Origin of the sequence: Pseudomonas hydrolytica (assembly GCF_021495345.1) — a bacterium.
Lineage (GTDB): Bacteria > Pseudomonadota > Gammaproteobacteria > Pseudomonadales > Pseudomonadaceae > Aquipseudomonas > Aquipseudomonas hydrolytica.
This window is the reverse complement of sequence record NZ_CP099397.1, coordinates 3,467,583-3,491,676: the sequence shown is the minus strand read 5'-3', so window position 1 is coordinate 3,491,676 and position 24,094 is coordinate 3,467,583. Positions and strand designations below refer to the sequence as shown.

The 24,094-nt window shown below is 64.8% G+C and carries 26 protein-coding genes; 19 read left to right on the top strand and 7 right to left on the bottom strand.

All coding sequences use genetic code 11. The features are described from left to right. Window positions 1–46: 46 nt before the first annotated feature. From fabF to L1F06_RS16230, 7 genes are all read left to right on the top strand, one after another. Window positions 47–1,291, top strand: a complete 1,245-nt coding sequence (fabF, locus tag L1F06_RS16260; protein WP_012018160.1) for a beta-ketoacyl-ACP synthase II — start codon at window positions 47–49, stop codon at window positions 1,289–1,291. Beyond that, complete coding sequence (pabC, locus tag L1F06_RS16255) at window positions 1,291–2,106, top strand: aminodeoxychorismate lyase (RefSeq protein ID WP_129484156.1); 816 nt, start codon at window positions 1,291–1,293, stop codon at window positions 2,104–2,106. The genes fabF and pabC overlap by 1 nt, the downstream gene beginning before the upstream one ends. A 3-nt stretch (window positions 2,107–2,109) precedes the next feature. After that, entirely contained in the window at window positions 2,110–3,165 is a 1,056-nt protein-coding gene (gene mltG / locus L1F06_RS16250; RefSeq protein ID WP_129484157.1) for an endolytic transglycosylase MltG, read from the top strand. A gap of 9 nt (window positions 3,166–3,174) precedes the next feature. Beyond that, window positions 3,175–3,807, top strand: a complete 633-nt coding sequence (gene tmk, locus L1F06_RS16245; protein WP_129484158.1) for a dTMP kinase — start codon at window positions 3,175–3,177, stop codon at window positions 3,805–3,807. Beyond that, window positions 3,800–4,792 (top strand): DNA polymerase III subunit delta', encoded by a 993-nt coding sequence (locus L1F06_RS16240; protein ID WP_129484159.1) that lies wholly within the window; start codon window positions 3,800–3,802, stop codon window positions 4,790–4,792. Before tmk ends, L1F06_RS16240 begins: the two co-directional genes overlap by 8 nt. 126 nt (window positions 4,793–4,918) lie before the next feature. Next, window positions 4,919–5,275 carry a PilZ domain-containing protein gene (locus L1F06_RS16235; RefSeq protein WP_003245164.1) on the top strand — a complete coding sequence of 119 codons (357 nt, stop codon included), beginning with the start codon at window positions 4,919–4,921 and terminating at the stop codon, window positions 5,273–5,275. A gap of 109 nt (window positions 5,276–5,384) precedes the next feature. After that, window positions 5,385–6,173, top strand: a complete 789-nt coding sequence (locus tag L1F06_RS16230) for a TatD family hydrolase (RefSeq protein WP_003245162.1) — start codon at window positions 5,385–5,387, stop codon at window positions 6,171–6,173. A 353-nt stretch (window positions 6,174–6,526) separates the two neighbouring features. Here L1F06_RS16230 and L1F06_RS16225 read toward each other — a convergent pair whose 3' ends face one another. Further along, the gene (locus L1F06_RS16225; RefSeq protein WP_129484160.1) at window positions 6,527–7,660 is read right to left on the bottom strand and encodes an aminotransferase class V-fold PLP-dependent enzyme; all 1,134 of its coding nucleotides are present in this window, start codon (window positions 7,658–7,660) and stop codon (window positions 6,527–6,529) included. A 75-nt stretch (window positions 7,661–7,735) separates the two neighbouring features. On the opposite strand from L1F06_RS16225, the gene L1F06_RS16220 reads away from it, so the two are divergent. From L1F06_RS16220 to L1F06_RS16190, 7 genes are all read left to right on the top strand, one after another. Beyond that, entirely contained in the window at window positions 7,736–8,356 is a 621-nt protein-coding gene (locus L1F06_RS16220) for a TetR/AcrR family transcriptional regulator (protein WP_003245158.1), read from the top strand. A gap of 133 nt (window positions 8,357–8,489) precedes the next feature. Next, on the top strand, window positions 8,490–9,458 hold the full coding sequence (locus L1F06_RS16215) for a GTP 3',8-cyclase MoaA (protein WP_129484161.1): 969 nt from the start codon (window positions 8,490–8,492) through the stop codon (window positions 9,456–9,458). Between the two features lie 230 nt (window positions 9,459–9,688). Then, on the top strand, window positions 9,689–10,582 hold the full coding sequence (locus tag L1F06_RS16210; protein WP_129484162.1) for a radical SAM protein: 894 nt from the start codon (window positions 9,689–9,691) through the stop codon (window positions 10,580–10,582). A 73-nt stretch (window positions 10,583–10,655) separates the two neighbouring features. Continuing rightward, window positions 10,656–11,258, top strand: a complete 603-nt coding sequence (locus L1F06_RS16205; protein ID WP_003245152.1) for a DUF4823 domain-containing protein — start codon at window positions 10,656–10,658, stop codon at window positions 11,256–11,258. A gap of 160 nt (window positions 11,259–11,418) precedes the next feature. Then, a complete protein-coding gene (locus L1F06_RS16200) occupies window positions 11,419–11,988 on the top strand; it encodes a DUF1285 domain-containing protein (protein WP_012018169.1) in 570 nt (189 codons plus the stop codon). Between the two features lie 64 nt (window positions 11,989–12,052). Further along, complete coding sequence (locus tag L1F06_RS16195; RefSeq protein ID WP_003245149.1) at window positions 12,053–12,583, top strand: GNAT family N-acetyltransferase; 531 nt, start codon at window positions 12,053–12,055, stop codon at window positions 12,581–12,583. Then, window positions 12,580–12,903 (top strand): low molecular weight protein tyrosine phosphatase family protein, encoded by a 324-nt coding sequence (locus L1F06_RS16190; RefSeq protein WP_129484163.1) that lies wholly within the window; start codon window positions 12,580–12,582, stop codon window positions 12,901–12,903. Before L1F06_RS16195 ends, L1F06_RS16190 begins: the two co-directional genes overlap by 4 nt. 10 nt (window positions 12,904–12,913) lie before the next feature. Here the strand turns inward: L1F06_RS16190 and L1F06_RS16185 are convergent, their stop codons facing one another. Further along, window positions 12,914–14,686 (bottom strand): S8/S53 family peptidase, encoded by a 1,773-nt coding sequence (locus L1F06_RS16185; protein WP_129484164.1) that lies wholly within the window; start codon window positions 14,684–14,686, stop codon window positions 12,914–12,916. Window positions 14,687–15,015: 329 nt separating this feature from the next. On the opposite strand from L1F06_RS16185, the gene L1F06_RS16180 reads away from it, so the two are divergent. Next, window positions 15,016–16,758, top strand: coding sequence for a sensor domain-containing diguanylate cyclase (locus L1F06_RS16180; RefSeq protein ID WP_129484165.1), 1,743 nt, complete (start codon window positions 15,016–15,018; stop codon window positions 16,756–16,758). A 50-nt stretch (window positions 16,759–16,808) separates the two neighbouring features. Here L1F06_RS16180 and L1F06_RS16175 read toward each other — a convergent pair whose 3' ends face one another. Beyond that, window positions 16,809–17,369, bottom strand: coding sequence for a type 1 glutamine amidotransferase domain-containing protein (locus tag L1F06_RS16175; protein ID WP_003245142.1), 561 nt, complete (start codon window positions 17,367–17,369; stop codon window positions 16,809–16,811). Between the two features lie 195 nt (window positions 17,370–17,564). After that, window positions 17,565–18,110 (bottom strand): hypothetical protein, encoded by a 546-nt coding sequence (locus L1F06_RS16170; protein WP_012018174.1) that lies wholly within the window; start codon window positions 18,108–18,110, stop codon window positions 17,565–17,567. A 601-nt stretch (window positions 18,111–18,711) separates the two neighbouring features. Between L1F06_RS16170 and L1F06_RS16165 the strand changes: the two genes are divergently transcribed. Continuing rightward, a complete protein-coding gene (locus L1F06_RS16165) occupies window positions 18,712–19,056 on the top strand; it encodes a hypothetical protein (protein ID WP_012018175.1) in 345 nt (114 codons plus the stop codon). 95 nt (window positions 19,057–19,151) lie between these two features. Here the strand turns inward: L1F06_RS16165 and L1F06_RS16160 are convergent, their stop codons facing one another. Then, entirely contained in the window at window positions 19,152–20,102 is a 951-nt protein-coding gene (locus tag L1F06_RS16160; RefSeq protein WP_129484166.1) for a helix-turn-helix domain-containing protein, read from the bottom strand. A gap of 224 nt (window positions 20,103–20,326) precedes the next feature. On the opposite strand from L1F06_RS16160, the gene L1F06_RS16155 reads away from it, so the two are divergent. Continuing rightward, window positions 20,327–21,091, top strand: coding sequence for an SDR family NAD(P)-dependent oxidoreductase (locus tag L1F06_RS16155; RefSeq protein WP_129484167.1), 765 nt, complete (start codon window positions 20,327–20,329; stop codon window positions 21,089–21,091). A gap of 96 nt (window positions 21,092–21,187) precedes the next feature. On the opposite strand, the gene L1F06_RS16150 is transcribed toward L1F06_RS16155, so the two are convergent. Next, window positions 21,188–22,252: an AI-2E family transporter gene (locus L1F06_RS16150; protein ID WP_041772846.1), complete on the bottom strand. Its 1,065-nt coding sequence runs from the start codon at window positions 22,250–22,252 to the stop codon at window positions 21,188–21,190. 164 nt (window positions 22,253–22,416) lie between these two features. Here L1F06_RS16150 and L1F06_RS16145 point away from each other — a divergent pair, with 164 nt between their 5' ends. Then, complete coding sequence (locus tag L1F06_RS16145) at window positions 22,417–23,127, top strand: class I SAM-dependent methyltransferase (RefSeq protein WP_129484168.1); 711 nt, start codon at window positions 22,417–22,419, stop codon at window positions 23,125–23,127. 9 nt (window positions 23,128–23,136) lie between these two features. Here the strand turns inward: L1F06_RS16145 and L1F06_RS16140 are convergent, their stop codons facing one another. After that, window positions 23,137–23,529 (bottom strand): GFA family protein, encoded by a 393-nt coding sequence (locus L1F06_RS16140; protein WP_012018181.1) that lies wholly within the window; start codon window positions 23,527–23,529, stop codon window positions 23,137–23,139. 171 nt (window positions 23,530–23,700) lie between these two features. Between L1F06_RS16140 and L1F06_RS16135 the strand changes: the two genes are divergently transcribed. Next, a complete protein-coding gene (locus L1F06_RS16135; protein ID WP_129484169.1) occupies window positions 23,701–24,093 on the top strand; it encodes a hypothetical protein in 393 nt (130 codons plus the stop codon). Window position 24,094: the final 1 nt, after the last annotated feature.

Sequence of the window (24,094 nt, the reverse complement as noted above, 5' to 3'; positions counted from 1 at the left end):
CGTGCAAGGCGCATGTGGCGCCTGAGTAGAACAAGAGGAGATTGCTGTGTCGCGTAGACGCGTCGTGGTTACCGGTATGGGCATGTTGTCGCCGCTGGGTAACGATGTGCCGAGCAGCTGGCAGGGCATTTTGGCCGGGCGCAGTGGCATCGGTCTGATCGAGCACATGGACCTGTCCGCCTACTCCACCCGTTTTGGCGGGTCGGTCAAGGGTTTCAACGTCGAGGAGTACCTCTCCGCCAAGGAGGCGCGCAAGCTCGACCTGTTCATCCAGTACGGTCTCGCTGCCTGCTTCCAGGCCGTGCGTGATTCCGGACTGGACATCACCGACGCCAATCGCGAGCGTATCGGTGTGGCCATGGGCTCCGGTATCGGCGGCCTGACCAATATCGAGAACAACTGCAAATCGCTGCACGAGCAGGGGCCGCGGCGCATTTCGCCGTTCTTCGTGCCGGGCTCGATCATCAACATGATTTCCGGCTTCCTGTCGATCCACCTGGGGCTGCAGGGGCCGAACTACGCCATCGCCACGGCGTGCACCACCGGCACTCACTGCATCGGCATGGCCGCGCGCAACATCGCCTATGGCGAAGCCGATGTGATGGTCGCCGGCGGCGCCGAGATGGCGGCCTGCGGTCTGGGCATGGGCGGCTTCGGTGCTGCGCGTGCGCTGTCGACGCGCAACGACGAGCCGACCAAGGCCAGCCGTCCGTGGGACAAGGGCCGTGACGGCTTCGTGCTGTCCGATGGCTCCGGCGCCCTGGTACTGGAAGAGCTGGAACACGCCAAGGCGCGTGGCGCCACCATCTATGCCGAGCTGATCGGTTTCGGCATGAGCGGCGACGCCTTCCACATGACCTCGCCGCCCGAGGATGGCGCCGGTGCGGCGCGCTGCATGGCGGCAGCCTTGCGCGATGCCGGCATCAATGCCGATCAGGTGCAGTACATCAACGCCCACGGCACTTCGACTCCGGCGGGCGACATTGCCGAAGCTGCGGCGGTGAAGAGCGTGTTCGGCGATCACGCCTACAAGCTGGCGGTTAGCTCGACCAAGTCCATGACCGGTCACCTGCTGGGTGCTGCGGGTGCGGTGGAAGCGATCTTCAGCGTGCTGGCGATCCGCGACCAGGTCGCGCCGCCGACCATCAACCTGGACGAGCCGGACGAAGGCTGCGACCTGGACTTCGTCGCGCACCAGGCCAAGGCCATGCCGATCGAGATCGCCCTGTCGAACTCCTTCGGCTTCGGCGGCACCAACGGCTCGCTGCTGTTCCGTCGGTACCACGGCTGATGCTGAGCTGGGTCAACGGCGCGCCCGGCGAGCAGTTGTCGGTTCGCGACCGTGGCCTGGCTTACGGCGATGGTCTGTTCGAGACCATCGCCGTGCGTGGCGGGCGCATCCCCTTGCTGGCGCGGCATATGGCGCGCCTGGCCGAAGGTTGCCGGCGGCTGTCCATTCCTCTCGATCTGGTGTTGATGGAAAGCGAGTTGCAGGCGTTTGCCGGGCAACTGGGCGAGGGTGTGGCCAAGCTGATCGTCACCCGCGGTGCGGGCCAGCGCGGCTATGCGCCGCCACAGCCCTGTCAGCCGCAGCGTATTCTGCAGGCCGCGGCGTTGCCACAGTATCCTCCAGCCCACGCCGAGCAGGGCGTGCGCCTGTTTCCCTGTACGACCCGCCTGGCAGAGCAGCCCTTGCTTGCCGGACTCAAGCATCTCAACCGCCTGGAGCAGGTATTGGCCCGTGCCGAGTGGCAGGGGGCCGAGTACGCCGAGGGCCTGATGCTCGACGCCAGCGGGCGGGTGATCGAAGGGGTCTACAGCAATCTGTTTCTGGTGCGTGGCGGCGGGCTGGTGACCGCGGACCTGTCGCGCTGCGGCGTCGCCGGCGTGATGCGCGCCGAGATCCTGCAGCAGGCTCAGCTGCTCGGTTTGTCCATCGAGTTGCGTGATGTTTCCTACGACGAACTGCTGAGCGCGGACGAAGTCTTTCTCTGCAACAGCCTTTACGGCATCTGGCCGGTAACGGCACTGCAGGAGCGACACTGGCCGGTCGGGCCGCTCACCCGTAAACTGCAGGCCATCGTCTGCGACCTACTGAGTAAATAACTGGTGCTACGCAAGATCTTGGTGCTGCTTGAGTGCGGCGTGCTACTGGCTGCGCTGCTGGTGGTCGGTGCCGCCTGGCTGCAGCAGAGAGCCCTGGAGCAGCCTCTGCAGCTCGAGGAGGAAATGCTGCTGGAGGTGCCGTCCGGCGCCACGCCGAGTGGCCTGCTCAATCGTCTGGAAGCGGAGGGCGTGATCGACAACGCCTTCTGGTTGCGTCTGTACTGGCGCTTCAACCTGCGCGCTCCCGCTTTGCACAGCGGCGAGTATCGTCTGCTGCCCGAACATACCGCTCAGCAGATGCTGGGGCTCTGGCAGCGTGGCGAAGTGGTGCAGTACAGCCTGACGCTGGTCGAGGGCTGGAACTTCCGTCAGGTGCGCGCGGCCCTGGCCCGTCAGGAGCGCCTGGAACAGCGCCTGGCCAATCTGAGCGACGCGCAGTTGATGGAGCGTCTCGGCCTGGCCGGGCAGAATCCCGAGGGACGCTTCTTCCCCGATACCTACCGCTATGTGCGCGGCATGAGCGACGAGGACCTGCTCAAGCAGGCCAATGCCCGCCTCGAGGCCGTGCTTGCCGAAGAGTGGCAGAAGCGTGCCGAGGGCTTGCCTTATCGCACGCCTTACGACGCGCTGATCATGGCTTCGATGATCGAGAAGGAAACCGGTGTGCCCGAGGAGCGCGGCGAAATCGCCGGGGTGTTCGTGCGCCGCTTGCGCATCGGCATGCGCCTGCAGACCGACCCCACCGTGATCTACGGCATGGGCGAGCGCTACAACGGTCGCATCACCCGTGCCGACCTGCGTACACCGACGCCTTACAACACCTACACCATCGACGGCATGCCGCCGACGCCGATCGCCATGGTCGGGCGTGAGGCGATTCACGCCGCGCTCAACCCGCTCGATGGCACCACCCTGTATTTCGTCGCGCGAGGCGACGGCAGCCATGTGTTCTCCAACACCCTGGCCGAGCACAACCGCGCCGTGCGCGAATACCAGCTCAAGCGTCGCGCCGACTACCGCTCCAGCCCCGCGCCCCGTGCGGCGGCCGAAACTGAATAAGGGCAATCCGTGACCGGTCTGTTTATTACCCTGGAAGGCCCGGAAGGCGCTGGCAAAAGCACCAACCGCGAGTATCTGGCCGAGCGCCTGCGCGAGCGGGGCGTCGACGTAGTGCTGACCCGTGAACCCGGCGGCACACCGCTGGCCGAGCGTATCCGCGAGCTGCTGCTCGACCCCAGCGACGAGCCGATGGCGGCCGATACCGAGCTGCTGCTGGTGTTCGCCGCGCGTGCCCAGCACCTGCAGCAGGTCATTCGCCCGGCTTTGGCCAAGGGCTGTGTGGTGCTATGCGACCGTTTTACCGATGCCACCTATGCCTATCAGGGCGGCGGGCGAGGACTGTCCATCGAGCGCATTGCGCAGCTGGAGCAGTTCGTCCAGGGCGAGCTGCGTCCCGACCTGACGCTGATTTTCGATCTGCCGGTGGAAGTCGGTCTGGCTCGCGCCGCGGCGCGCGGGCGCCTGGACCGTTTCGAGCAGGAAGGCCGTGGCTTCTTCGAAGCGGTACGCCAGGCTTACCTGCAGCGCGCCGCGCAGGCGCCACAACGTTATCGCGTGCTGGATGCCGGACAGACCCTGGCTCAGGTGCAGGCCGATATCGACGCCTTGCTGCCGAGCCTGCTGGAGGCCTGCCGTGGCTGAGATCTACCCCTGGCAGCAACCGCTCTGGCAGCAGCTGGCCGGGCGCAGTCAGCATGCCCATGCCTACCTGCTGCACGGTCCCACCGGCATCGGCAAGCGCGCGCTGGCCGAGCGCCTGATGGCATATCTTCTCTGCCAGAGCCCGAGCGGCCTGGACGCCTGCGGCAACTGCAAGTCCTGCCATCTGCTGGCTGCCGGTACTCACCCGGACAACTTCGTGCTCGAGCCCGAGGAGACGGACAAGCCGATCAAGGTCGATCAGGTGCGTGAGCTGGTCGATTTCGTGGTGCAGACCGCTCAGCTTGGCGGGCGCAAGGTGGTGTTGCTGGAGCCGGCCGAGGCGATGAACCTCAATGCCGCCAACGCGCTGCTCAAGAGCCTGGAAGAGCCGTCCGGCAATACCGTGCTGCTGCTTATCAGCCATCAGCCCAGCCGCCTGTTGCCGACCATCAAGAGTCGCTGCGTGCAGCAGGCCTGTCCGCTGCCGAGCGAGGCGACTAGCCTGGCCTGGCTGGCCCAGGCGCTGCCCGAGCTGGGCGACGATGAACGAAGCGATCTGCTGACCCTGGCGGCGGGCTCGCCACTGGCCGCCGTGCGCTTGCAGGCGCAGGGCGTGCGCGAGCAGCGCGCGCAGGCGGTAGAGGGGGTGAAGAAGTTGCTCAAGCAGCAGGTTTCGCCAAGCCAGTTGGCGGAAAGCTGGAACGCGCTGCCGCTGAATCTGCTCTTCGACTGGTTCTGCGACTGGGCGCAGCTGATGCTGCGTTACCAGCTGACCAGGGACGAGGAGGGCCTGGGCCAGGCGGATATGCGCAAGGTGGTGCAATACCTGGCGGACAAGACGCCGCAGGCCAGGGTGCTGGCCATTCAGGAATGGCTGCTTGGCCAAAGGCAGAAGGTGATCGGCAAGGCCAACCTCAATCGTGTGCTGCTACTGGAAGCCTTGCTGGTGCAGTGGGCCGCTCTGCCCGAGCAGGGGCGCGGCTGACAAAGGTCGCATCGGGATTCGGCAAGGCGTCACATTCTGCTGGCTGCCTGCCACCCGCTGGTTTGCGTGAGAGTATGAACAGGCCCTAGAATCAAGCATTAAGCAATAAACGCCAGGAATGCGCTGATGAGCCTGCCACCCAATCTGGGTCCCCGTAACGGAATTCTGTCCCTGACCATCAAGGACAAGTCCGTGCTGTACGCGGCCTACATGCCCTTCATCAAGAATGGCGGTCTCTTCATTCCCACCAACAAGAGCTACAAGCTCGGTGACGAAGTGTTCATGCTGCTCAACCTGATGGACGAGCCGGAGAAGATTCCGGTAGCCGGCAAGGTGGTGTGGATCACCCCGAAAGGGGCCCAGGGCAACCGCGCCGCCGGTGTCGGTGTGCAGTTCAACGACGGTGACAACACCGCCCGCAACAAGATCGAAACCTACCTCGCCGGCGCACTGAAGTCCGACCGCCCGACGCACACCATGTAATCCGCTGGCCGCGAGCGAACTCTGCTCGCGGCCAATGTATCTCCGTCGTCCAGGCACCTGCCGCTTTCGATTACAATTCGGGCTTTCCCTTTGCCCGAGTTCTCCCGCTGTGCTGATCGACTCCCATTGCCACCTTGATCGTCTCGACCTGGCTGCCCATGGCGGTTCGCTGGATGCTGCCCTGGATGCGGCGCGCGCCGCCGGCGTCGGCCATTTTCTGTGCATCGGCGTCAGCGCCGACAACGCGGCCACGGTCAAGGGCCTGGCCGAGCGTTATGCCGATGTCGACTGCTCGGTGGGTGTGCATCCGCTGGACCTCGAGCCGGGCGCCGAACCGGCGCTGGACTGGCTGCTGGGCGAGCTGGCGCACCCGAAGGTGGTCGCCATCGGCGAAACCGGCCTGGATTACCACTACGAGCCGGAATCCGCCGCGCTGCAGCAGGCGTCCTTCCGTCTGCATCTGGAAGCGGCGCGCATCACCGGCAAGCCGGTCATCGTGCATACCCGCGAGGCTCGCGCCGATACCCTGGCGCTGCTGCGCGAGGCGGCGCTGCCGCAGGCCGGGGTGCTGCACTGCTTCACCGAAGACTGGGAGATGGCCAAGGCCGCGCTGGATATCGGGTTCTACATCTCGCTGTCCGGCATCGTTACCTTCCGCAATGCCGAAGCGCTGCGCGAGGTGGCGCGCCAGGTGCCGGCCGACCGCCTGCTGGTGGAGACCGACTCGCCTTACCTGGCGCCCGTGCCGCACCGTGGCAAGCCCAATCTGCCGCAATACGTGCGTGAAGTGGCCGAGTACCTGGCCGTACTACGTGGCGTCAGCTACGAGACCCTGGCCGAGCAGACCTCGAGCAACTTCAAGCGCCTGTTCCCGTTGGCTGGTGTGGCCGACGCATAACAGCCCGTAGGGTGCGCCGCGCGCACCAGGCGATGTGGGGCGTTGCAGCCATGGTGGGTTACGCCGCACCCAGATCCAGCGAAGCAATCTACGACTCGTGACGGGCGGCTAACCCAGCCTACGGAAACGCCGATCCGCTGAGCAAAAAAAACCCGGATTCTGGGGGATGAATCCGGGTTAAGACCATTAGGAGTAAATCAAGGTACGCGGTCCACGGTACCTTGGCTGGCGGGGCACTTGGGGGGAGATGCCGCACACCAGTAAGTTCCAGTATTGGTCATGTTGGGCGAGCGTCCAGGCAAAATCGTGTGTTTTTTAAACAGATTTGGAATACCGCGGACGCTGTTGAGTCCTCACCCTTTTGCCAGCTGGGTTAGCAGACCCAGCGTTTCCTCGATCACTTGCTCTTGGGTGTAGAAGTGTGGCGAAAGCCTTACTCCCGGCCCTCGCTGCACGCAGATCACCTGCTCCTCGCGCAGGCGCTGATACAGCGCGGCATTGTCCCAGCCGGTCAGGCTGAAGTTGAGGATGCCGGCGCGGCGTTGCGTAGCCAGCGGACTGTGCAGCGTAGCGCCCGGTAGCCTGGCAATGCCGTCGGTCAATTGCTGCACACGCTCTTCCAGCAGCGCGCCGACGCGCTCCATGCCCACTTCCTCGAGCAGCGACAGGCTCGCCTCCAGGGCGAAGGCGCCGAGCATGTTCGGGCTGCCGCATTCGAAGCGCCGCGCACTGCGCGCCGGTTGCCAGTCCTGGCGGGTGTAGTCGCCGGCATGCTCCAGCATGTGCCAGCCGTATTCGTGCAGCTTCAACTGTTCGCGTACCGCGGTGCGGCAATAGAACACGCCCAGACCTTCCGGGCCGAGCATCCATTTGTGGCCGTCGGCCATGGCGAAGTCGCAGTCATAGGCCTGGACGTCGAAGGGCAGGGCGCCGAGCTGCTGGATGGCATCCACACAGAACAGCACGCCGTGCTGACGGCAGCCGCGGCCGAGGCGCGGCAGATCCAGGCGCAGGCCGCTGGCGAACTGCACCGCACTGATCGACAGCAGGCGCGTACGCGGCGTGAAGGCGGCGAGCAGGGCTGCCTCCGGATCATCGCCCTTGAGGCTAACTTCGACCACCTCCACGCCTTGGGCGGCGAGCGCCAGCCAGACGATGCGGTTGGAGGGGAATTCCTCGTCGCTGATGATCACCTGGTCGCCGGGGCGCCAGTCCAGGCCGAAGGCCACGAACGAGAGTGCCTCGGAGGTGTTCTTGACCAGTGCGATGTCGCCGGTGCTTGGTGCGTTCAGCAGGCGCATCAGGCGTTCGCGTAGGCTACGCTCCAGTTTCAACCAGTCGGGATAATCACGTGCGCCGCTGGTCACGTTCGCTTCCGAGAACCGCTGCACCGCTTCAGCGCTGCGTTTCGGCCAGGGGGCGACCGCCGCATGGTTCAGATAACGCAGTCCACTTTCTTGGGGAAACTCATCATGAAACACGTACATGGTCGGATGATCCGTGCAATTTGGCTACATTTGGGCATAATAGGCGGCTTCGATTTTTGACCCCGCAGTCCCTTTATGCAGAAAGAACCCCGTAAGGTCCGCGAATTCCGTCGCCGCGAGCAAGAAATTCTCGACACCGCGCTGAAACTCTTCCTCGAACAGGGTGAAGACAGCGTTACCGTCGAGATGATCGCTGATGCGGTCGGTATCGGCAAAGGCACCATCTACAAGCACTTCAAGTCCAAGGCGGAGATCTACCTGCGCCTGATGCTCGACTACGAGCGCGATCTCAACGAGCTGCTGCATTCGGCCGACGTGGATCGTGACAAGGAAGCGCTTTCGCGCGCCTACTTCGAATTCCGCATGCGCGACCCGCAGCGCTATCGCCTGTTCGACCGCCTGGAAGAGAAGGTGGTCAAGGGCAATCAGGTGCCGGAGATGGTCGAGCAGCTGCACAAGATCCGCGCCTCCAACTTCGAGCGCCTGACCCAGCTGATCAAGGGCCGCATCGCCGAAGGCAAGCTGGAAGACGTGCCGCCGTACTTCCACTACTGCGCCGCCTGGGCGCTGGTACACGGCGCCGTGGCGCTGTACCACTCGCCGTTCTGGAGCAACGTGCTCGAGGATCAGGAAGGCTTCTTCCAGTTCCTCATGGACATCGGCGTGCGCATGGGCAACAAGCGCAAGCGCGACTGAGGCCCGGCGGGGCTCGCTACCGGGGCGACACCGACCCCCGGCAAATGCGACCCCGCTCATTCAGCCGGTCGATGGTCCATGTGCCACGGCCGGTTACGGCGATATACTCCCGTTGTCCCTATCGGAGTCCGCCATGATCGTCGACCGCCAGGGCAGGCGTTTTCGCAACCTGCGTATCAGCCTGACCGCCGCCTGCAACTACGCCTGCACCTACTGTGTGCCTGACGGCAAGCGCCTGGTGGCGGCACAGGACGAGCTTTCCGCCGAGGCCATGGCCCGCGGCGTCGCCTACCTGATCGAAGCGGCCGGTATCGAGCGCCTGCGCATCACCGGCGGCGAGCCGCTGGTCAGCACGCGCCTGGATCCCTTCCTGCGGCAAGTCAGCCAGCTCGGTCTCGATGACATCAGCCTGACCACCAACGGCCAACTGCTCGAGCGCAAGCTGCCGCTGCTGGTCGAGTGCGGCATTCGCCGGCTCAACGTTTCGCTCGATACCCTCGACGCCAGTGCCTTCCGCAGCATCGCTCGCGGTGGTGACCTGGCTACCGTCCTGGCCGGCATGGCAGCAGCGCGCGAAGCGGGGATGAAGATCAAGGTCAACATGGTGCCGCTGCGCGGGCAGAACCTCGACCAGGTTCTGCCGCTGCTCGACTACTGCCTGGAGCGCGGTTTCGAACTGCGCTTCATCGAGCTGATGCGCATGGGCCATCTGGCGCGCGATGGCAACGCGTTCAACCAGCAGTTCGTTGGCCTGGCGCAGTTGCTGGAGCTGATCGGCAGTCGCTACCAGTACGTCCAGGCTGATGCGCCGGTGGATGCCACGGCGATGCGCTATGCCATTCCCGGCCTCGGCCACTTCGGCGTGATCGCCAACGAAAGCGTGCCGTTCTGCCGCACCTGCTCGCGCCTGCGCCTGTCGTCCACCGGCTGGCTGCATGGCTGCCTGTCGTCGAGCAATCGTCACTATGTCGGCGATCTGCTGGACAAGCCGCGTCACCAGGCCCTGCCAGCGCTGCAGCGGCTGCTGGTCAAGGCCCTTGGCGACAAGCAGGATCTGGCCTTCTCCGGCGGCGTGACGGTGATGAAGATCATCGGCGGCTGATCCGCAGGGGGCGCCATGCGCACCCATTTCCCGACGCTTGCGGTCCTCGGTGCGCGCGGCGCACCTAACATGCGCCTGCCCTACACCGATCCCCGAGGGTGCGCCATGGGCACCGCAGGCGGTGAGATGGCTCGCGCGATGCACGCTCGCCGCGATAGTCCGCGTGGCTCGGCAGTCACGTCCGCTCCGGATACACTGCCGGGGCGTCAACCAACCGAGTGTCCTTCCGCATGTCCGCCACCTTTCCCATCGCCTATATCGAGCCGGTGTTCCGTCCGCCGAGCGAGGCCCAGTCGCTGATTCTGCCGGTCACCAACGGCTGCTCCTGGAACCAGTGCACCTTTTGCGAGATGTACACCGCCCCGCAGAAGAAATTCCGTGCCCGTGACGAGGCGCAGGTGCTGGAAGAGATTCGTCGCGCCGGCGAGCAACTGATCGTCAACCGCGTATTTCTCGCCGACGGCGATGCCCTGGTGCTGCCGACTCGGCGTCTGCTGGCCATCCTGCAGGCGATCCGCGAGCACATGCCCGAGGTCCGTAGGGTTTCCAGTTACTGCCTGCCGCGCAACCTGCGCAAGAAGTCGGTGGACGAGCTCAAGGAGCTGGCCGATGCCGGGTTGAAGATGGCCTATGTCGGCTGCGAGTCGGGCGATGATGAGGTGCTGGCGCGGGTCAACAAGGGGGAAACCTTCGAGTCCAGCCTCAGCGCTCTGGACAAGCTCGGCCAGGCCGGCATCACCCGCTCGGTGATGATTCTCAACGGGCTCGGTGGCCAGGTGTTCAGCGATCAGCATGCCGACAATTCGGCGCGCCTGATGAACGAAGCCCAGCCCGAATACCTTTCCACTTTGGTGGTCAGTTTCCCCATGGGGGAGGCGCGCTTTCGCCAGCAGTTCGCCGATTACCAGCCGCTGACGCAGCTGCAGCTGTTCGCTGAGGTCGAGCGCCTGCTGCAAGGCCTCGAGCTGCAGCAGACGGTGTTTCGCAGCGATCACGCGTCCAACTACCTGGTGCTCAAGGGCAACCTGGGGCGTGACAAGGCGCGTCTGCTGGCCCAGGTGCGCGCGGCCATCGAGCAACCGCAGCAGGCGAACCTGCGGCAGGAGTGGCAGCGCGGGCTTTGACCAGGCTGGCGCAGAATCTGCATCTGTGCCTTATCCGCCGGTTTTCCGTCACCGGCACGAGGAGGATGGATTCATGCGTAACCTGCTTCTACTGGTGGCGCTGCTGGGGCTGGCTGGCTGCATGAAGGTCAGCGATCTGGCCAGCGGCGCCGAGTACCACCTGCGCGACGCCGGTTTTCTCGACCACGGGCGCACCGAGCGCATGGCCTCGCGGCGCCTGCAGCAGGACTCCTTCATCTACATCGCCCAAGGCCATTTCGTGCCGCCGGGCCACGGTTACCCGCGGCCCAACGTGGTGGCGGAGGAGGCCTTCAAGGGCTTCGTCGAATACTTTCCCCTGGTGCGCCGCGCCCGCGAGCCGGCCGGGCTGGATGAAGCGATGGCCGAGGCTCGCGCTGCCGGGGCGCACTATTTGCTCTACGGCCGCTTCGCCTACAGCGACGATCGCATCGGCACGGTGGAGGAGTGGGAGGATCAGGAAGCGCTGGATCGTCTCGGCACCGACCGTGCGGTGATTCAGCTGATGCTGATCGAGACCAACACCCGCTATCTGGTGGACACCGCGCGCATCCGCAGCCGTGGCGGCTTTCTCACCTTCTACGACGCCCAACCCCAGGACCTGATCGGCCCGCCGCTGCGTGACTACGCGCGCAGCCTGCTGGGCGTGGGGCGCTGAGCGACTGCCCGGAAGGATCGAAGCCCGCGCCTGTCCACGCCGCGCTCGGCTCGGCCAGGAGGTGCTTTGGCGGCGATTGGGATCTGCCGCCTCCTGTCGCGGCCAAAGCCCTGGTCAGGGTGTATCCTCTTCGGTTCGCAGCAATGGACGAGGAGAGAGCATGAGCGATCCAGGCAAGGCCGGCGACCTGCTGGCGCAGATCCCCAAGGGCGAAGGCAAGGGCCTGCCCCCCGTGCACCTGTGGAACCCCGATTTCTGTGGCGATATCGACATGCGCATCGCCCGCGACGGCACCTGGTATTACCTGGGCACACCCATCGGTCGCAAACCCATGGTGCGGCTGTTTTCCACCATCATCCGCCGTGACGGCGACGACTACTTCCTGATCACGCCGGTGGAGAAGGTGGGCATCAGGGTGGACGACGCACCCTTCGTCGCCGTGACTCTGCAGGTCGAGGGCGAGGGGGAAGCGCAGGTGCTGCGCTTTACCACCAACGTCGAGGACGAGGTGGTGGCCGGCGCCGAGCATCCGATTCGGGTGGAAATCGACCCTGCGACACTCGAACCCTCGCCCTACATTCTGGTGCGGCGTAACCTCGAAGCGCTGATACACCGCAACGTGTTCTACCAGCTGGTGGAGCTGGCGGTGGAGCGCGAAGTGGACGGCAAGCCCTGGCTTGGGGTGTGGAGTGCCGGGCAGTTCTATCCCATCGGGCCTTCCCCGGTCTGAGCGGGCGCTTCAGGAGCAACGCCGCTGCGCGCAGCGCACCCTATGGATCTGACAGGAGACGCAAATGGATGAGCATCGCATCGAAACCGAACGCCTGACGCTGCGCCCACCGCAGCCGCAGGATGCCGACGAGGTGCAGCGTCTGGCCGGCGATTTCCGTATTGCCGATGTCACCCGCAGCATTCCCCATCCCTATCCGCCCGAGCTCGCGCAGCAGTGGATCGAGCGCTGCACGCAGGACTGGCATGACGGCAAGGCGGCCAGCTTCGTGATCATCGAGACGGGCAGCGGCCAGCTGGTCGGCAGCATCACACTCAAGGACATCGGCCGCGGCGAGGCCGAGGTGGGTTACTGGATCGGCGTGCCGTACTGGAGCCGTGGCTATGCCAGCGAGGCCTGCAATGCACTGGTGGAGTTCGCCTTCCGCCACCTGCGTCTGCGCCGGTTGCACGCCAGCCACCTGGCGCGCAACCCGCAGTCCGGGCGCGTGTTGTTCAAGGCCGGCTTCCGCCATCTGGGTCTGGGGCATAGCGAATGCGGCTGCCAGGGCAAGCTGGAGCCGGTCGAACTCTACGAGCGGGTTTCTGGCGATTGATCCGCGCACTGTTCATCAGCAGTCGCAACCGCTTGCGCAGCCCGACCGCCGAGCAGCTGTTCGGCTCCTGGCCAGGTGTCGAAACCGATTCCGCCGGCTTGGCGCCGGACGCCGAGGTGCGTCTGTCGGCCGAGCAGGTCCAGTGGGCCACGCTGATTCTGGTGATGGAGAAGCGCCACCGCAGCCGATTGATGCGCCAGTACCGCCAGGCGCTGGCGGGCAAGCGCGTGATCTGCCTGGATATCCCCGATGACTACGCCTACATGCAGCCAGAGCTGATCGAACTGTTGCAGCGCAAGGTGGCCGGGCTGCTGCGCTGATCGCCTCGCCTCAACGCACCCGATCCAGGCTCTGCACCGCCAGGTCCAGTGCCTTCTGCATATCCAGCCGGGCCGAACGGCCCACGTCCTTGTCGCTCAGTTCGTAGTTGCGTTCCGACGGCAGGATCGGAGCGGTCAGGTCTTCGGCATCCATGGGTTCGAAGTCGTAGTCGCCGCCGATGGTCATGGCGCTGCGGCGCAGCAACATGCGCACCTGTTCCGGTTGCAGCTGCGGGTTGATCGACAGCATGGCGGCGACGATGCCGGTGACCAGCGGCGTGGCGTAGGAGGTGCCGCAGTGCACGTCGCCGCTGGCATCGACTTGCCGGGTGGAGGCACGGGCGCAGGCGGCGGCGGTGATGTCCACGCGCATGTCGACATTCGACGAGTCGCGTTTGACCGCGTAGGCGGGGTCGTCGATGGCCAGGTTCTCGCGCTCGCTGCGCTGGTGCCCACCGACCACCAGCAACTGCTCGGTGATGAAGGAGGAGGGCAGGCGGTACTCGTCGCGGCCGGAATAGGACGAGCCGTTGCCGGCGGAGTTGATCACCAGCACGTCCGGGTGTTCGTTGCGCAGCCAGAGGAAGAATTCTTCCAGCAGCTCCTCGTAACCGCTCATGGCGATGTTCGAGCGCACCAGCGAATCGATCTCGTCGCCCTCGATATTGCGGGTGCCGACGCGATGAATGCCCCAGCTCCAGTTGAGCACGCGCACGCCGTCTTCCACCAGGTTGACCGAGGCGGCGATGTTGGCAGTGATGCCGGCATCCGAATTGCGCTCGACTATCACCTCGAAGCCGTTGCTGGCCTTGTCCAGCCCGCGCAGGAAACCGGTGTTGCCGCCCTTGTCCCAGTGCGCGGCGAGGATGCCCGCCACCGTGCTGCCGTGGTTGTCCGGCTCGTCGGCGTCGCGGGCATAGAGGCAGGTGCGCGGTTTGCCGTCAGGGCAGGCGCCCAGGTAGTCGGCGAAGTCGGGGGCGTCGAAGTCGACGTTGCGCTCGATCACGCCAATGCGCACCGGCTGGGTCTCGATGGGCGAGTCGCTGGCGGGAATGCGTCGCTGGTAGTAGTTCACCGCGTCCATGAAACGGTTGGCCGCCCATTCCTCGGAGTTCTTCTGCGGCTTGCGCGCAGGCTGGCGCGCCGCTTCGGCTTCCTCGCCGCGTTCGGGCGCGCTTTCTTCCACCACCACGGCATCGACGCTGGTTTCACTGCCGATGCGCAGCACCAGGGCGTCGCGCTCCGTCAGGTTCTTCACTGGCAGACGCAGCTGGTAGACGTTCAGTGGGGCAATGGCGCCAACCACCTCGGCATCGTATTTCTGCGCCAGGCGCCTGGCCTCCTCGAGACCGTCGTGGCTCTCCTCGATCAACAGGCTGATCAGGTCGAGATAGGTGGTCAGCCCATCCATGTTCTTCGCCACTTCATCCGGGCCGGCGGCCAGTACGTGGCTGCCGTTGAGCGACAGCCACACCGGGTTGCTGACACGCGAGCCGTCTTCCAGCCACAGGGGCGCGCTGCGATTTTCATCGCGGCTCAGTTGCAGGCGCAGGCCGCCCTCGCTGCGCTGCACCGCCTTTGCCGGCAGCGTCTTGTCGCCGAGTCGCAGCCGGGGCACCTTCTCGCCGAGGCCGCGGACCTGCAGGCACCATTCCTGCCGGTCGGTGGCGAGCAGGTCGCCGCAACGTTGCAGGCTCTTGATGCGCAGGGCTTGCTCGGCGTGAGCCAGCGGGCTGAGCAGGGCCAGGGTGAGAACGCACAGAAAGGCGCGGTTCGGCAGCATGGGATGGGGCCTCCGTGGCAGTCGTTCTGCTTTTCCGACTGCCGTTGCCGTGCATCGTTCAGGTGGGTTCGAGGACGTCGTAGGGTGCGCCGTGCGCACCGCGTGTTTACGAGGCCGCAGCTGGTGCGCGCGGCGCACCCTACGGCTTGGCGCGTCCGTGTGTGCAGCTTTCCGCTGATCGGGCCGGCGAAAGCATGGAGGCTGGAAGAGGCAGCGTGAAGGCTGATTCTGCTGGCAGGACCCAGCCTGGCGAGGAACGATTAGACGTCGTCACATTAATGGCGTATCAATATCACGCAGCGCTCCTATCCTCGCCCAGCCAGATGCCTATGCAGCCCCTGTGTTCGACCAATGCGCCCGTCAGCGCCAACGATGAGCGGCTCGACGGGCTCGTACGCCTGCTCGGCCGCCACTTCGCGGTCGCGGCTGCCGTGCTCGTGGTCGGCGCGGGCGGCGCGCGGCGCATTCTGTCCAGCGCCGTCCTCGGCGAACTGCAGCGGGCGCAGATCATCGAAGCCGAAGACGCCGGTGCAACGCGCCATGCGGCCGTTGACCCAGGCCAGCAGGCGAGTCCGCGGGGCGTTGGCAGCCCTCTGCACCTGATTGCGCGCTACCCGCTGCTGGCGAGTCAGGGCCGCAGGCTCGGCGCCCTGTACCTGCTCGACGAACGACCGCACGAACTGGACGCCGGCCAGCGCCAGGCGCTGCAGGACTTCGCCACCCTGGCGCTCGAGCTGCTGGCGCGGGAGGCGGACGAAGCCCGGCAGCGCCATGAGATCGCGGCCCTGCGCGATAGCGAGCGGCGCATGGCGCTGGCCATCGCCGGCAGCGGAACCGGCATCTGGGACCGCAACGTCGCCACCGGCGAGATTCATTACTCCAGCGGCTGGAAGGCGCTGCTGGGTTACGCCGAGCATGAGGTCGGCAATCGCATCGAAGAGAGCTACACGCGGGTGCATCCCGCCGATCTGGAGTACGTCAAGGCGACCATCCAGGCGCATCTGGATCAACGTACCGCGGCCTACGAAGTCGAGCATCGCCTGCGCTGTCGCGATGGCCAGTACAAATGGGTGTGCAGCCGCGGCAAGGTGGTCGAGCGCGACAGCCAGGGCAGGCCGCTGCGCATGATCGGCACCACTACCGACATCACCGCCATGCGCATGCTGGCCGAGCGGGTGCGGCAGACCGCGGACCTGATGACCGATCTGACCAACGAAGTTCCCGGCATGGTCTTCCAGTATCGGCGTGCGGCCAGCGGCGAGTCGTGCTTCACCTATGTCAGCGCCGGTGCCCAGGCCATCTGTGGGCTGAGCGCCGCGCAGCTGATGGAGGATGCCCAGGCGCTGACGGCCATCGTCCATCCCGAGGATCGCCGAGCCTTTATCGAGTCCTTCGAACACTGCGCCGAACGACTGTCGCCCTGGCACCTGGAGTTTCGCGTGCAAGCGCCGGGGCGCGACATCGCCTGGTGTCAGGGCGAGGCCCGCCCGCGGCGCCAGGACGATGGCAGCGTGCTCTGGCACGGGTTCATGACCGACATCACCGCGCGCAAGCAGATCGAAGGCGAGCTGCAGGCTCTGGCCACCACCGACTTTCTCACCCAACTGGCCAACCGCCGGCACTTCATGGCCCAGCTCGAAGCCGTACTCGCGCGCCTGCAGCGCAGCCCAGGGCAGAGCGCGGCCATCCTGATGTTCGACCTGGACCATTTCAAAGCCATCAACGACCGCTGGGGCCACGACGTGGGCGACCAGGCGCTGCGCCACTTCGCGGCCATCCTGCGTGGCCAGTTGCGCAAGACCGACACGGCCGGACGCCTGGGGGGCGAAGAATTCGCCGTGGTACTCAGCGAAGCCGATCTGCCAAAGGCCATGCAGTTCGCCACGCGCGTCCAGGGCGAACTGGCCAGAACGCCGATCCTGCATGACGGTGAGCAGATCTTCCTCGCCGTCAGCGTCGGCATCTCATCGCTGAGTAGCTGCGACGCCAGCGTCGAAGCCGCCCTGTCGCGCAGCGATATGGCCCTGTATTGCGCCAAGCGCGGCGGGCGCAATCGCATCGAGCATCACTGAGCTCAGGCCGCCGCGCCCTCATCGCTGCGCGCGAAGTGCGCCGACAGGCTTTACGCTGCCTGCAATGCCTGGCTCAGCGCTTCGTTGAAGGCTGGCAGATCGTCCGGGGTGCGCGAGGTGATCAACTTCCAGTTCTGCCCGGGGCAAACCTTGACCTGGGCATCCACCCAATCGGCGCCGGCGTTCACCAGGTCGGTGCGCACGCTGGAGTAGGAGGTCAGCGCCTTGCCGGACACCACTCCGGCATCGATCAGCAGCCAGGGGCCATGGCAGATCGCGGCCACCGTCTTGCTCGCTTGGCGAAACTCCTGCACCAGGCGCTGGGCATCGCTGTCCTGACGCAGGGTGTCGGCATTCACCGTACCCCCGGGGATCACCAGCAGGTCGTAGTCCGCCGCGCTCAGGCCCTTGAGCTGGGTGTCGGACTGCACGGTAACGTCCTTCTCGCTGTCCTTCAGCCAGGTCTCGGCCTCGCCACCCTTGACGCTGGCATGGGTGACGCTTGCGCCCTGATCCTTCAATGCCTGCATCGGCTTGAGCAACTCGTCGCGCTCGATGCCGCTGTTGGCAGTGATGAACAGCACCTTCTTGCCTTGCAGATTCGAACTCATGGGAAATACCTCCGCTGATGCGCCGTTGGGCGCAGTGATTGATCGCGTTCGCGAACGCGGCATGCATCAGGGTTGAGGGGTGGGGCGCGCAGAAGTTCGAACTGATTGGCCGCTAGTCGCATCGCTGGGGCTGCTCGTACGGCATTGGCACCGGGTCTTCAGCGGGCTGGCGTGCCAAGCCCCGGCAGGGCAGGTTCACAGATGGGCGGAGGGTAACTGCAACCAGAGGGAGAACACCCCCAGCGCGGCCCAGAACACGATGAACAGCCAGGGCGAACGCAGAAAGAACAGCAGGGACTTGTAGGTGCTTTCACGGCTCGCCTCCTGCTCGCTGAACAGTGGCGAGTCGTCATAGGCATGGCCGAACTTGGGGTCACTGCGCAGCAGCTGCTCCTGCTTGTAGTGCCAGTGCTCGACGATGGTGGCGGAGGCCCTGATGCCCGGCCAGGCGTGCAGTGAGTTGATGATGCCCAGCAGCGTCAGCATGGCGGGGACCACCAGGGTGAACACTGCACCCCAGTTTTCGTTGGAGTTGGCCATGGACGAGGCGTAGGCGATCACCAGAAACGACTGCGCCGTCAGATAGGCATTGGTGCGCCCGGCGAGCAGACTCGTTTCGTACTGAATTTCCCGTCGATAGAAATCGAGCCGCTCCTTCGGCGTGCCGAAAATCAGCAATTCCGCCTGCTCCTCGCGCGGCGCGCCATGGGTTTCAGTGGTAATGATTCGCGAGGTTTTCATCGCCTTTGCTCGACTGTAGGTGGGCTTTGCCGCTCGGCCAGCGGCTGCCAGGGGAATGAGGCTTTAGACTGCGGGCCTTGCGGTCATTCACTGTTTTTCTCCCGTGAACGTGCCCAGGTGCAGGTGACAAGATGCGCAAGCCGGCGGACAAGCGACGCCCACCCGGCTTTGCAGGGCTGCTCCAGCTGCAGCTCCGAGCGCCTGGTCTGATGCCCGCCACCGGGCGACAAACACATCAACGTGTCTCGGATTTTTTGCTGCGCCTTCGCAATGGCATCTAGCGCGTGCGCGCAGGGGGAGATTGACGGTGAATTAAGTTTCGGAGTGTCAGAAAGCTGAAGTTCCAACACCCGGTAAAAGCTCTGGCCGCGTAATAGCGAATAGCTAGTTCGCCAGTTTTCGTCAGCGCAGTTGATCTTTCCAGGTAACGATGGAATTGCAGTCCACACGATAGCCTTATGCCGGCTATTGCATTTTGCACGCCAGTTCTAAGCTCGCAGCCCCTGGCCACCCTAGAAAATTCAACGGCTTACAACTCAGAAACTCTTGGCATACATCCTGCCCTATGAGCTCACACTAATCGCGATGGAGTTCAAATGTCATGGATCACGTCATTCGTTACCTGAGCAAACAATTGCCTGGGCACGAGGTTGCGCTCAAGTCGCGCCCCGACGGGAAGTTATTGATGTCACTTAGCCAGAATGGCAAGAGCATTTACATGAAGGTTTTTGATCCCTGCACCTTGATGCGAGAGAAGGATTTGAGTTCGATAGTTTATGAATTCAAACTCAACCAGAAGATAATCAAGGGAAATGTTCATCGGGAAGATATTGGCAATCAGCTACTCCAATATTCCCTTCCCACCTTTAGCGGTAGCCCGATCAATCCCACCGCGGCCAAGATGCTTTGGAAGAAACGCCAGGCGATGCCTTGCGCAACCCGCTAGAGCCCGGTTTCCATCATCAAGGAACTCCGTGACGCCAGACCGGCTTTGCATGGAAGTGTCGGGCTGGCGTCAGGCACACAACGTATCGACCACATTCAATCCCGCCCCGGATCGCGGTAGGCGCTCGGCGTTATGCCCACTTCGCGGCGAAAGACCTGCGAGAAATGGCTGGCGCTCGAGTAGCCCACCTCCATTCCGATATCGATCACGCTGCGGTCGGTTTCCAGCAGCAGTTGCCGGGCACGTGCCATGCGCAGGCGAATGAAGTAGTGCGACGGCGACAGCCCGGTGGCGCGTTTGAACAGCCGGCTGAAGTGGTATTCGCTCAGTTGTGCGGCTTGCGCGAGGCTGGACAGGGAAAAGTCTTGCGCCAGATGCTGGTTCATCAGGTCGACGACGCGCCTCAGTTTGTAGGCCTGCAGGGCGTTGCTGCGTCTGCCTGTGGCCGGTGGGGCGCGATAGGTTCGCACCAGATGAATCGCCAGCGCCTGGGCCAGGCTGTGCACGAGCAGCTGACTCGGCGTGCGGCTGCCGGTGAGCTCCGTACGCAACTGTTCGAGCAGCATGCGTACCCAGTCGTCACGGCCACCGGAGACGTCGACGAAGCTTACCGTCCCGGCCTGTTGCAGCCCCAGGTCGTGCGCGGCGCGGTCGATCAGCGTAGGCGCGAGATACAGATGCATCACTTCGAAGCTGTCGCCCGCTCTGGTTTGCCAGCGCATTTCATAGGGTTGCGTGGTGCTGGTGAGGAAGAAGTCGCCAACGCGCACCTCGGTTTGCTCCCATTCGCCGCCCGCCACGCGCTCTTCGACGATGGCCGACCCTGCCAGCACCATCACCAGCAGCGGTTCGGCCACCGCCGGCACAAGGATCGGCTCGGCGATGCTGCGGTGCGTGAACAGGTGCAGCACCACGTCCTGCGCGGCAGGCGGCTGGGGCTGTGCCGGGCGGCCATCCGGCATGTATTGCCACATGGCCTCGGCCGGAATCCGCAGGGCGTCAGTAGAGGCGACAGGTTCGGATTGGCTCACCAGCAAGGCTTCCATCAATGGTGCCCGGTATCAGGGCGGCGCTGGACAGGTTAGCGCAAGGGCGCCGGGCATGTCTCAGCGGCTGCTCAGGCGGATTGAGCGCAAGATCGCGACAGCCAGCGCAAGGCGGCGAAAGCCCGCCATGGCCAATCGGGAGAGGATGAAGCCGTCTTCGAACGCACCCCACGGGGTTGCATGCAGACGAAGGTTTCGTTTCGCCCAATTGAGGAGTAGTCACCATGGCTGACATCAAGAACATCATCACCCAGGAAGTCGAGGGCAAGGTTGCCCTGGTTACCGGCGCCGCCAGCGGTATCGGCAAGGCCACCGCGCTGTTGCTGCATGCGCGCGGGGCCAAGGTCATCGCGGAGGACATCGATCCCGCCGTGGAGGAACTGGCCCAGCCGGGGCTGGCGCCCCTGGTGGCCGACATCACCGCGGACGGAGCCGCCGAGCGCGCGGTGGCTTTGGCAGTCGAACAGTTCGGTCGGCTCGACATCCTGGTGAACAACGCGGGCATCATCATCAACAAGGCGGTGGTGGACATGACCCGGCAGGATTGGGAACGCATCCAGGCCGTCAACGCCACCGCGGCGTTTCTGCATTGCCGCGAAGCGATGAAGGCGATGATGCCGAACAAGTCCGGCGCCATCGTCAATATCGCCTCCTACGCGTCGTACTTCGCCTTTCCCACCATCGCGGCCTACGCCGCTTCCAAGGGAGCGCTGGCCCAGCTCACCCGTGCGCTGGCGCTCGAGGCCATCGAGCATGGCATTCGGGTAAACGCCGTCGGTTCGGGAGATGTGGTGACCAACATCCTCAACGATGTGGTGGAGGACGGCCCGGCCTTCCTGGCCCAGCACGGCGAGGCCGCGCCGATCGGCCGTGCGGCTCAGCCGCAGGAGATTGCCGAGGTAGTGGCATTCCTCGCCTCCGAGCGGGCCAGCTTTATGGTTGGCGCGGTGGTCATGGCCGATGGCGGCATGACGGTGACGGCCGGCTGACCGGCAATGGGATGCGTTTGCGCCCAGGGCATCTGGCGCAAATGCATCGCTTGTGGCGCATGAGAGGCAGAGGAAAAGAACCTGCCTGCCGGACTGTCACTGCGGCAGCTGAACCGTCTTTTTCCGGCTGCCAAACAGATTCCAGCTGGCGACGAACAGTGCCGCCACCAGCGGGCCGATCACGAAACCGTTGAGGCCCAGCAGGGCCAGGCCGCCGAGGGTGGAGGTCAGGATCAGGTAGTCGGGCATGCGCGTGTCCTTGCCGACCAGGATGGGGCGCAGGATGTTGTCCACCAGGCTGATCACCAGCACGCCGAATACGCTCAGCGTGACCCCTTGCCAGACGCTGCCGCTGAGCAGCAGGTAGGCGGCCATCGGCGCCCATACCAGGCCGGCGCCGACTGCCGGCAGCAGGGACAGAAAGGCCATCAGCGCTCCCCACAGCAGCGGGCTGGGCAGGCCCAGCACCCAAAGGATCAGGCCGCCGAGGGCGCCCTGGACGGCCGCCACGACGATATTGCCTTTCACTGTGGCGCGTACCACACGGGTGAACTTGATCTGCAGGCGGCGCTTGGTGGTGTCCCCCAGCGGCACCGCGGTGCGGACGTCGCGCGCCAGGGTCCGACCATCGCGCAGCAGGAAGAACAGCAGGTACAGCATGATGAAGAAGCCGATGAGAAACTCGAAAGTCATCTGGCCGATGACGAACACCTTGGTCGCCAGGTACTGACTGCCGGCCATGGCGCCCTTGGAGATCTGCTCGCGCAGGCCTTCGAGGTTGCTCATGCCGAAGCGGTGGAGCTGGTCCTGCATGAACGGCGGCAGCATTTCGATGGTGTTGGTGACGTAGGCACCGATATCCAGTTCCCCCGATTCCAGGCGCTGGTAGAGGCTGGTGCCTTCGGCCACCACCGCCGAGATGACGAAGATCACCGGCAGAATCGCCACCAGCAGGCAGACGATCAGCGTCAGCAGCGCCGACAGGTTGCCTCTGCCGCCGAAGCGGCGGGCCAGGCGCTGTTGCAGCGGCGCGAACACCACGGCCAGCACGATGGCCCAGAACACGGCGCCATAGAAGGGCAGCAGTATCCAGAAGAAGGCGATGGTCACCAGGGCGAGCAGCAGGATGAAGGCTTTGTGTTCGACGGATGGGCTGGGCATGGTCGGTTCGCAGGGTTGGCTCATGCCTGTTAGTCCCCCGTGCCGCGAACAAAGTGCGGAAAAGTTGCCCTGCCTTCAGAGTGGAGGGGCTTGACAGCTCTGGGATACTGGATGAAACGCCGCGCTCGGCGCGGCCGTCCTCAAACTGCAAAGGAAGGTGCTGCATGACCGAAGAAGAACTCAAGGCGCTGTTCGATCAACAGGCCGCAGGCTACGACAAACAGTGGGCGGGTATGGCGCCCATCCGCAATACCCTGTACTTCCTGCTCGATTCGCTGTTCGTCGGCCTGCCGCAAGAGGCGCGGATTCTCTGCGTCGGTGCCGGTACCGGAGCGGAGATCGCCCATCTGGCCGAGCGCTTCCCCAACTGGCGCTTCACCGCCCTCGATCCCTCTGGCGCGATGCTGGACGTGTGCCGCCAGCGCGCACGGCAAGGCGGCTTCCTCGACCGTTGCGATTTTCATCAGGGCTATCTCGAAACGCTGGAGGCAGGTCAGGCCTATGACGGCGCCACCTGCTTTCTGGTGTCGCAGTTCTTCACCGACGCACAGGCGCGTACCGGCTTCTTCCGGCAGATCGCGCAGCGGCTGAAGCCTGGCGGGCTGCTGGCCAACGCGGACCTCGCGGCCGACACTCGGTCGCCTGCCTACGAACGGCTGCTGCACAGCTGGATGACCCTGATGTCTTCGGCCGGCGTCGACCCGCAGATGCTGGAGCGGGCACGTGCGGCCTATGCCACGGACGTGGCAGTGCTGCCGGCGCAGCAGGTGGCCGACATCATCCAGGCGGCCGGTTTTGCGGCGCCGGTGCAGTTTTTCCAGGCCGGGCTGATGCATGCCTGGATCTGCTGGGCCGATGGTGCGGGCGAGGCGTAGCGCGCGGCGCTAGCCTTCGAAGCGCTGGCTCTCGTCACGATCCCGTTGATAGTGACGCTGCAAGGGGAAAGGCGGCAGCCAGGCCTCGCGGCGGATGGTCCACAGCTCGTAGGTGGGGGCGAACTGGTCGGGGGCGTCCAGCGTGCCGAGGTTCACTTCGATCTCGTCCGCCGTGCGCCCGAACACCGATGAGCCGCAGTGCGGGCAGAAGTGCCGGCCGGCGTAGTGAGCGGTTTCGCCCTCGATCTTTACCGCGCTCTGCGGAAAGATCGCCGAGGCATGGAAGAGGGCGCCGTGGTGCTTGCGACAATCCATGCAGTGGCAGACGCCAACCCGGTAGGGCTGGCCGGTGGCTTCGAGGCGTATCTGGCCGCAAAGGCAGCCGCCGGTGACCTGGGACATGGCGTTGTTCTCCCGTTTCGCGTTGAGCAGTTGAACATAGCAGGGGACTGGCCAGTGTTCAGGTGAACGACTTTCCCATGGTTGCGGTGGTTTGCCTGTCGGGCAGCTACGCTTGGCTGGTACGGAGCCGGCTGGCGGCGCCTATCTTCTTTATCGGCACAGGGATGCGTGATGAAACCTTTGCACATTCTTCTGGCGTTGGGCTTTGCCTGGCTGCCCGGCTGCGGCCATGGCGTTTCCGAGCGGGTGATCCATGAGCAGGGCGGCGACTGGTCGATCCGCCAGGTGACGCAGCAGCATGCGTCCATCGGCCCGCGCACGCACTACCGCCTCTACTACCGGGGCGAGCTGGTGCGCTTCGCGCCTCCGCTGGTGCGGCGGGAAACGGTCGAGCTGCTCTCGGTGGGGCACTTCAACCCCGGGGTATCTCCCTATCCGGACCTGATCGTGCTGGTGCATGACCGTTTCACCAACGAGCGCGGCTTTGGCGATGCGCAGGTGCGCGCGTTCCAGCTGATCGCCCGCGCGGGGCGGGTGGACATCGTGCCCATCGCCATTCCCTGAC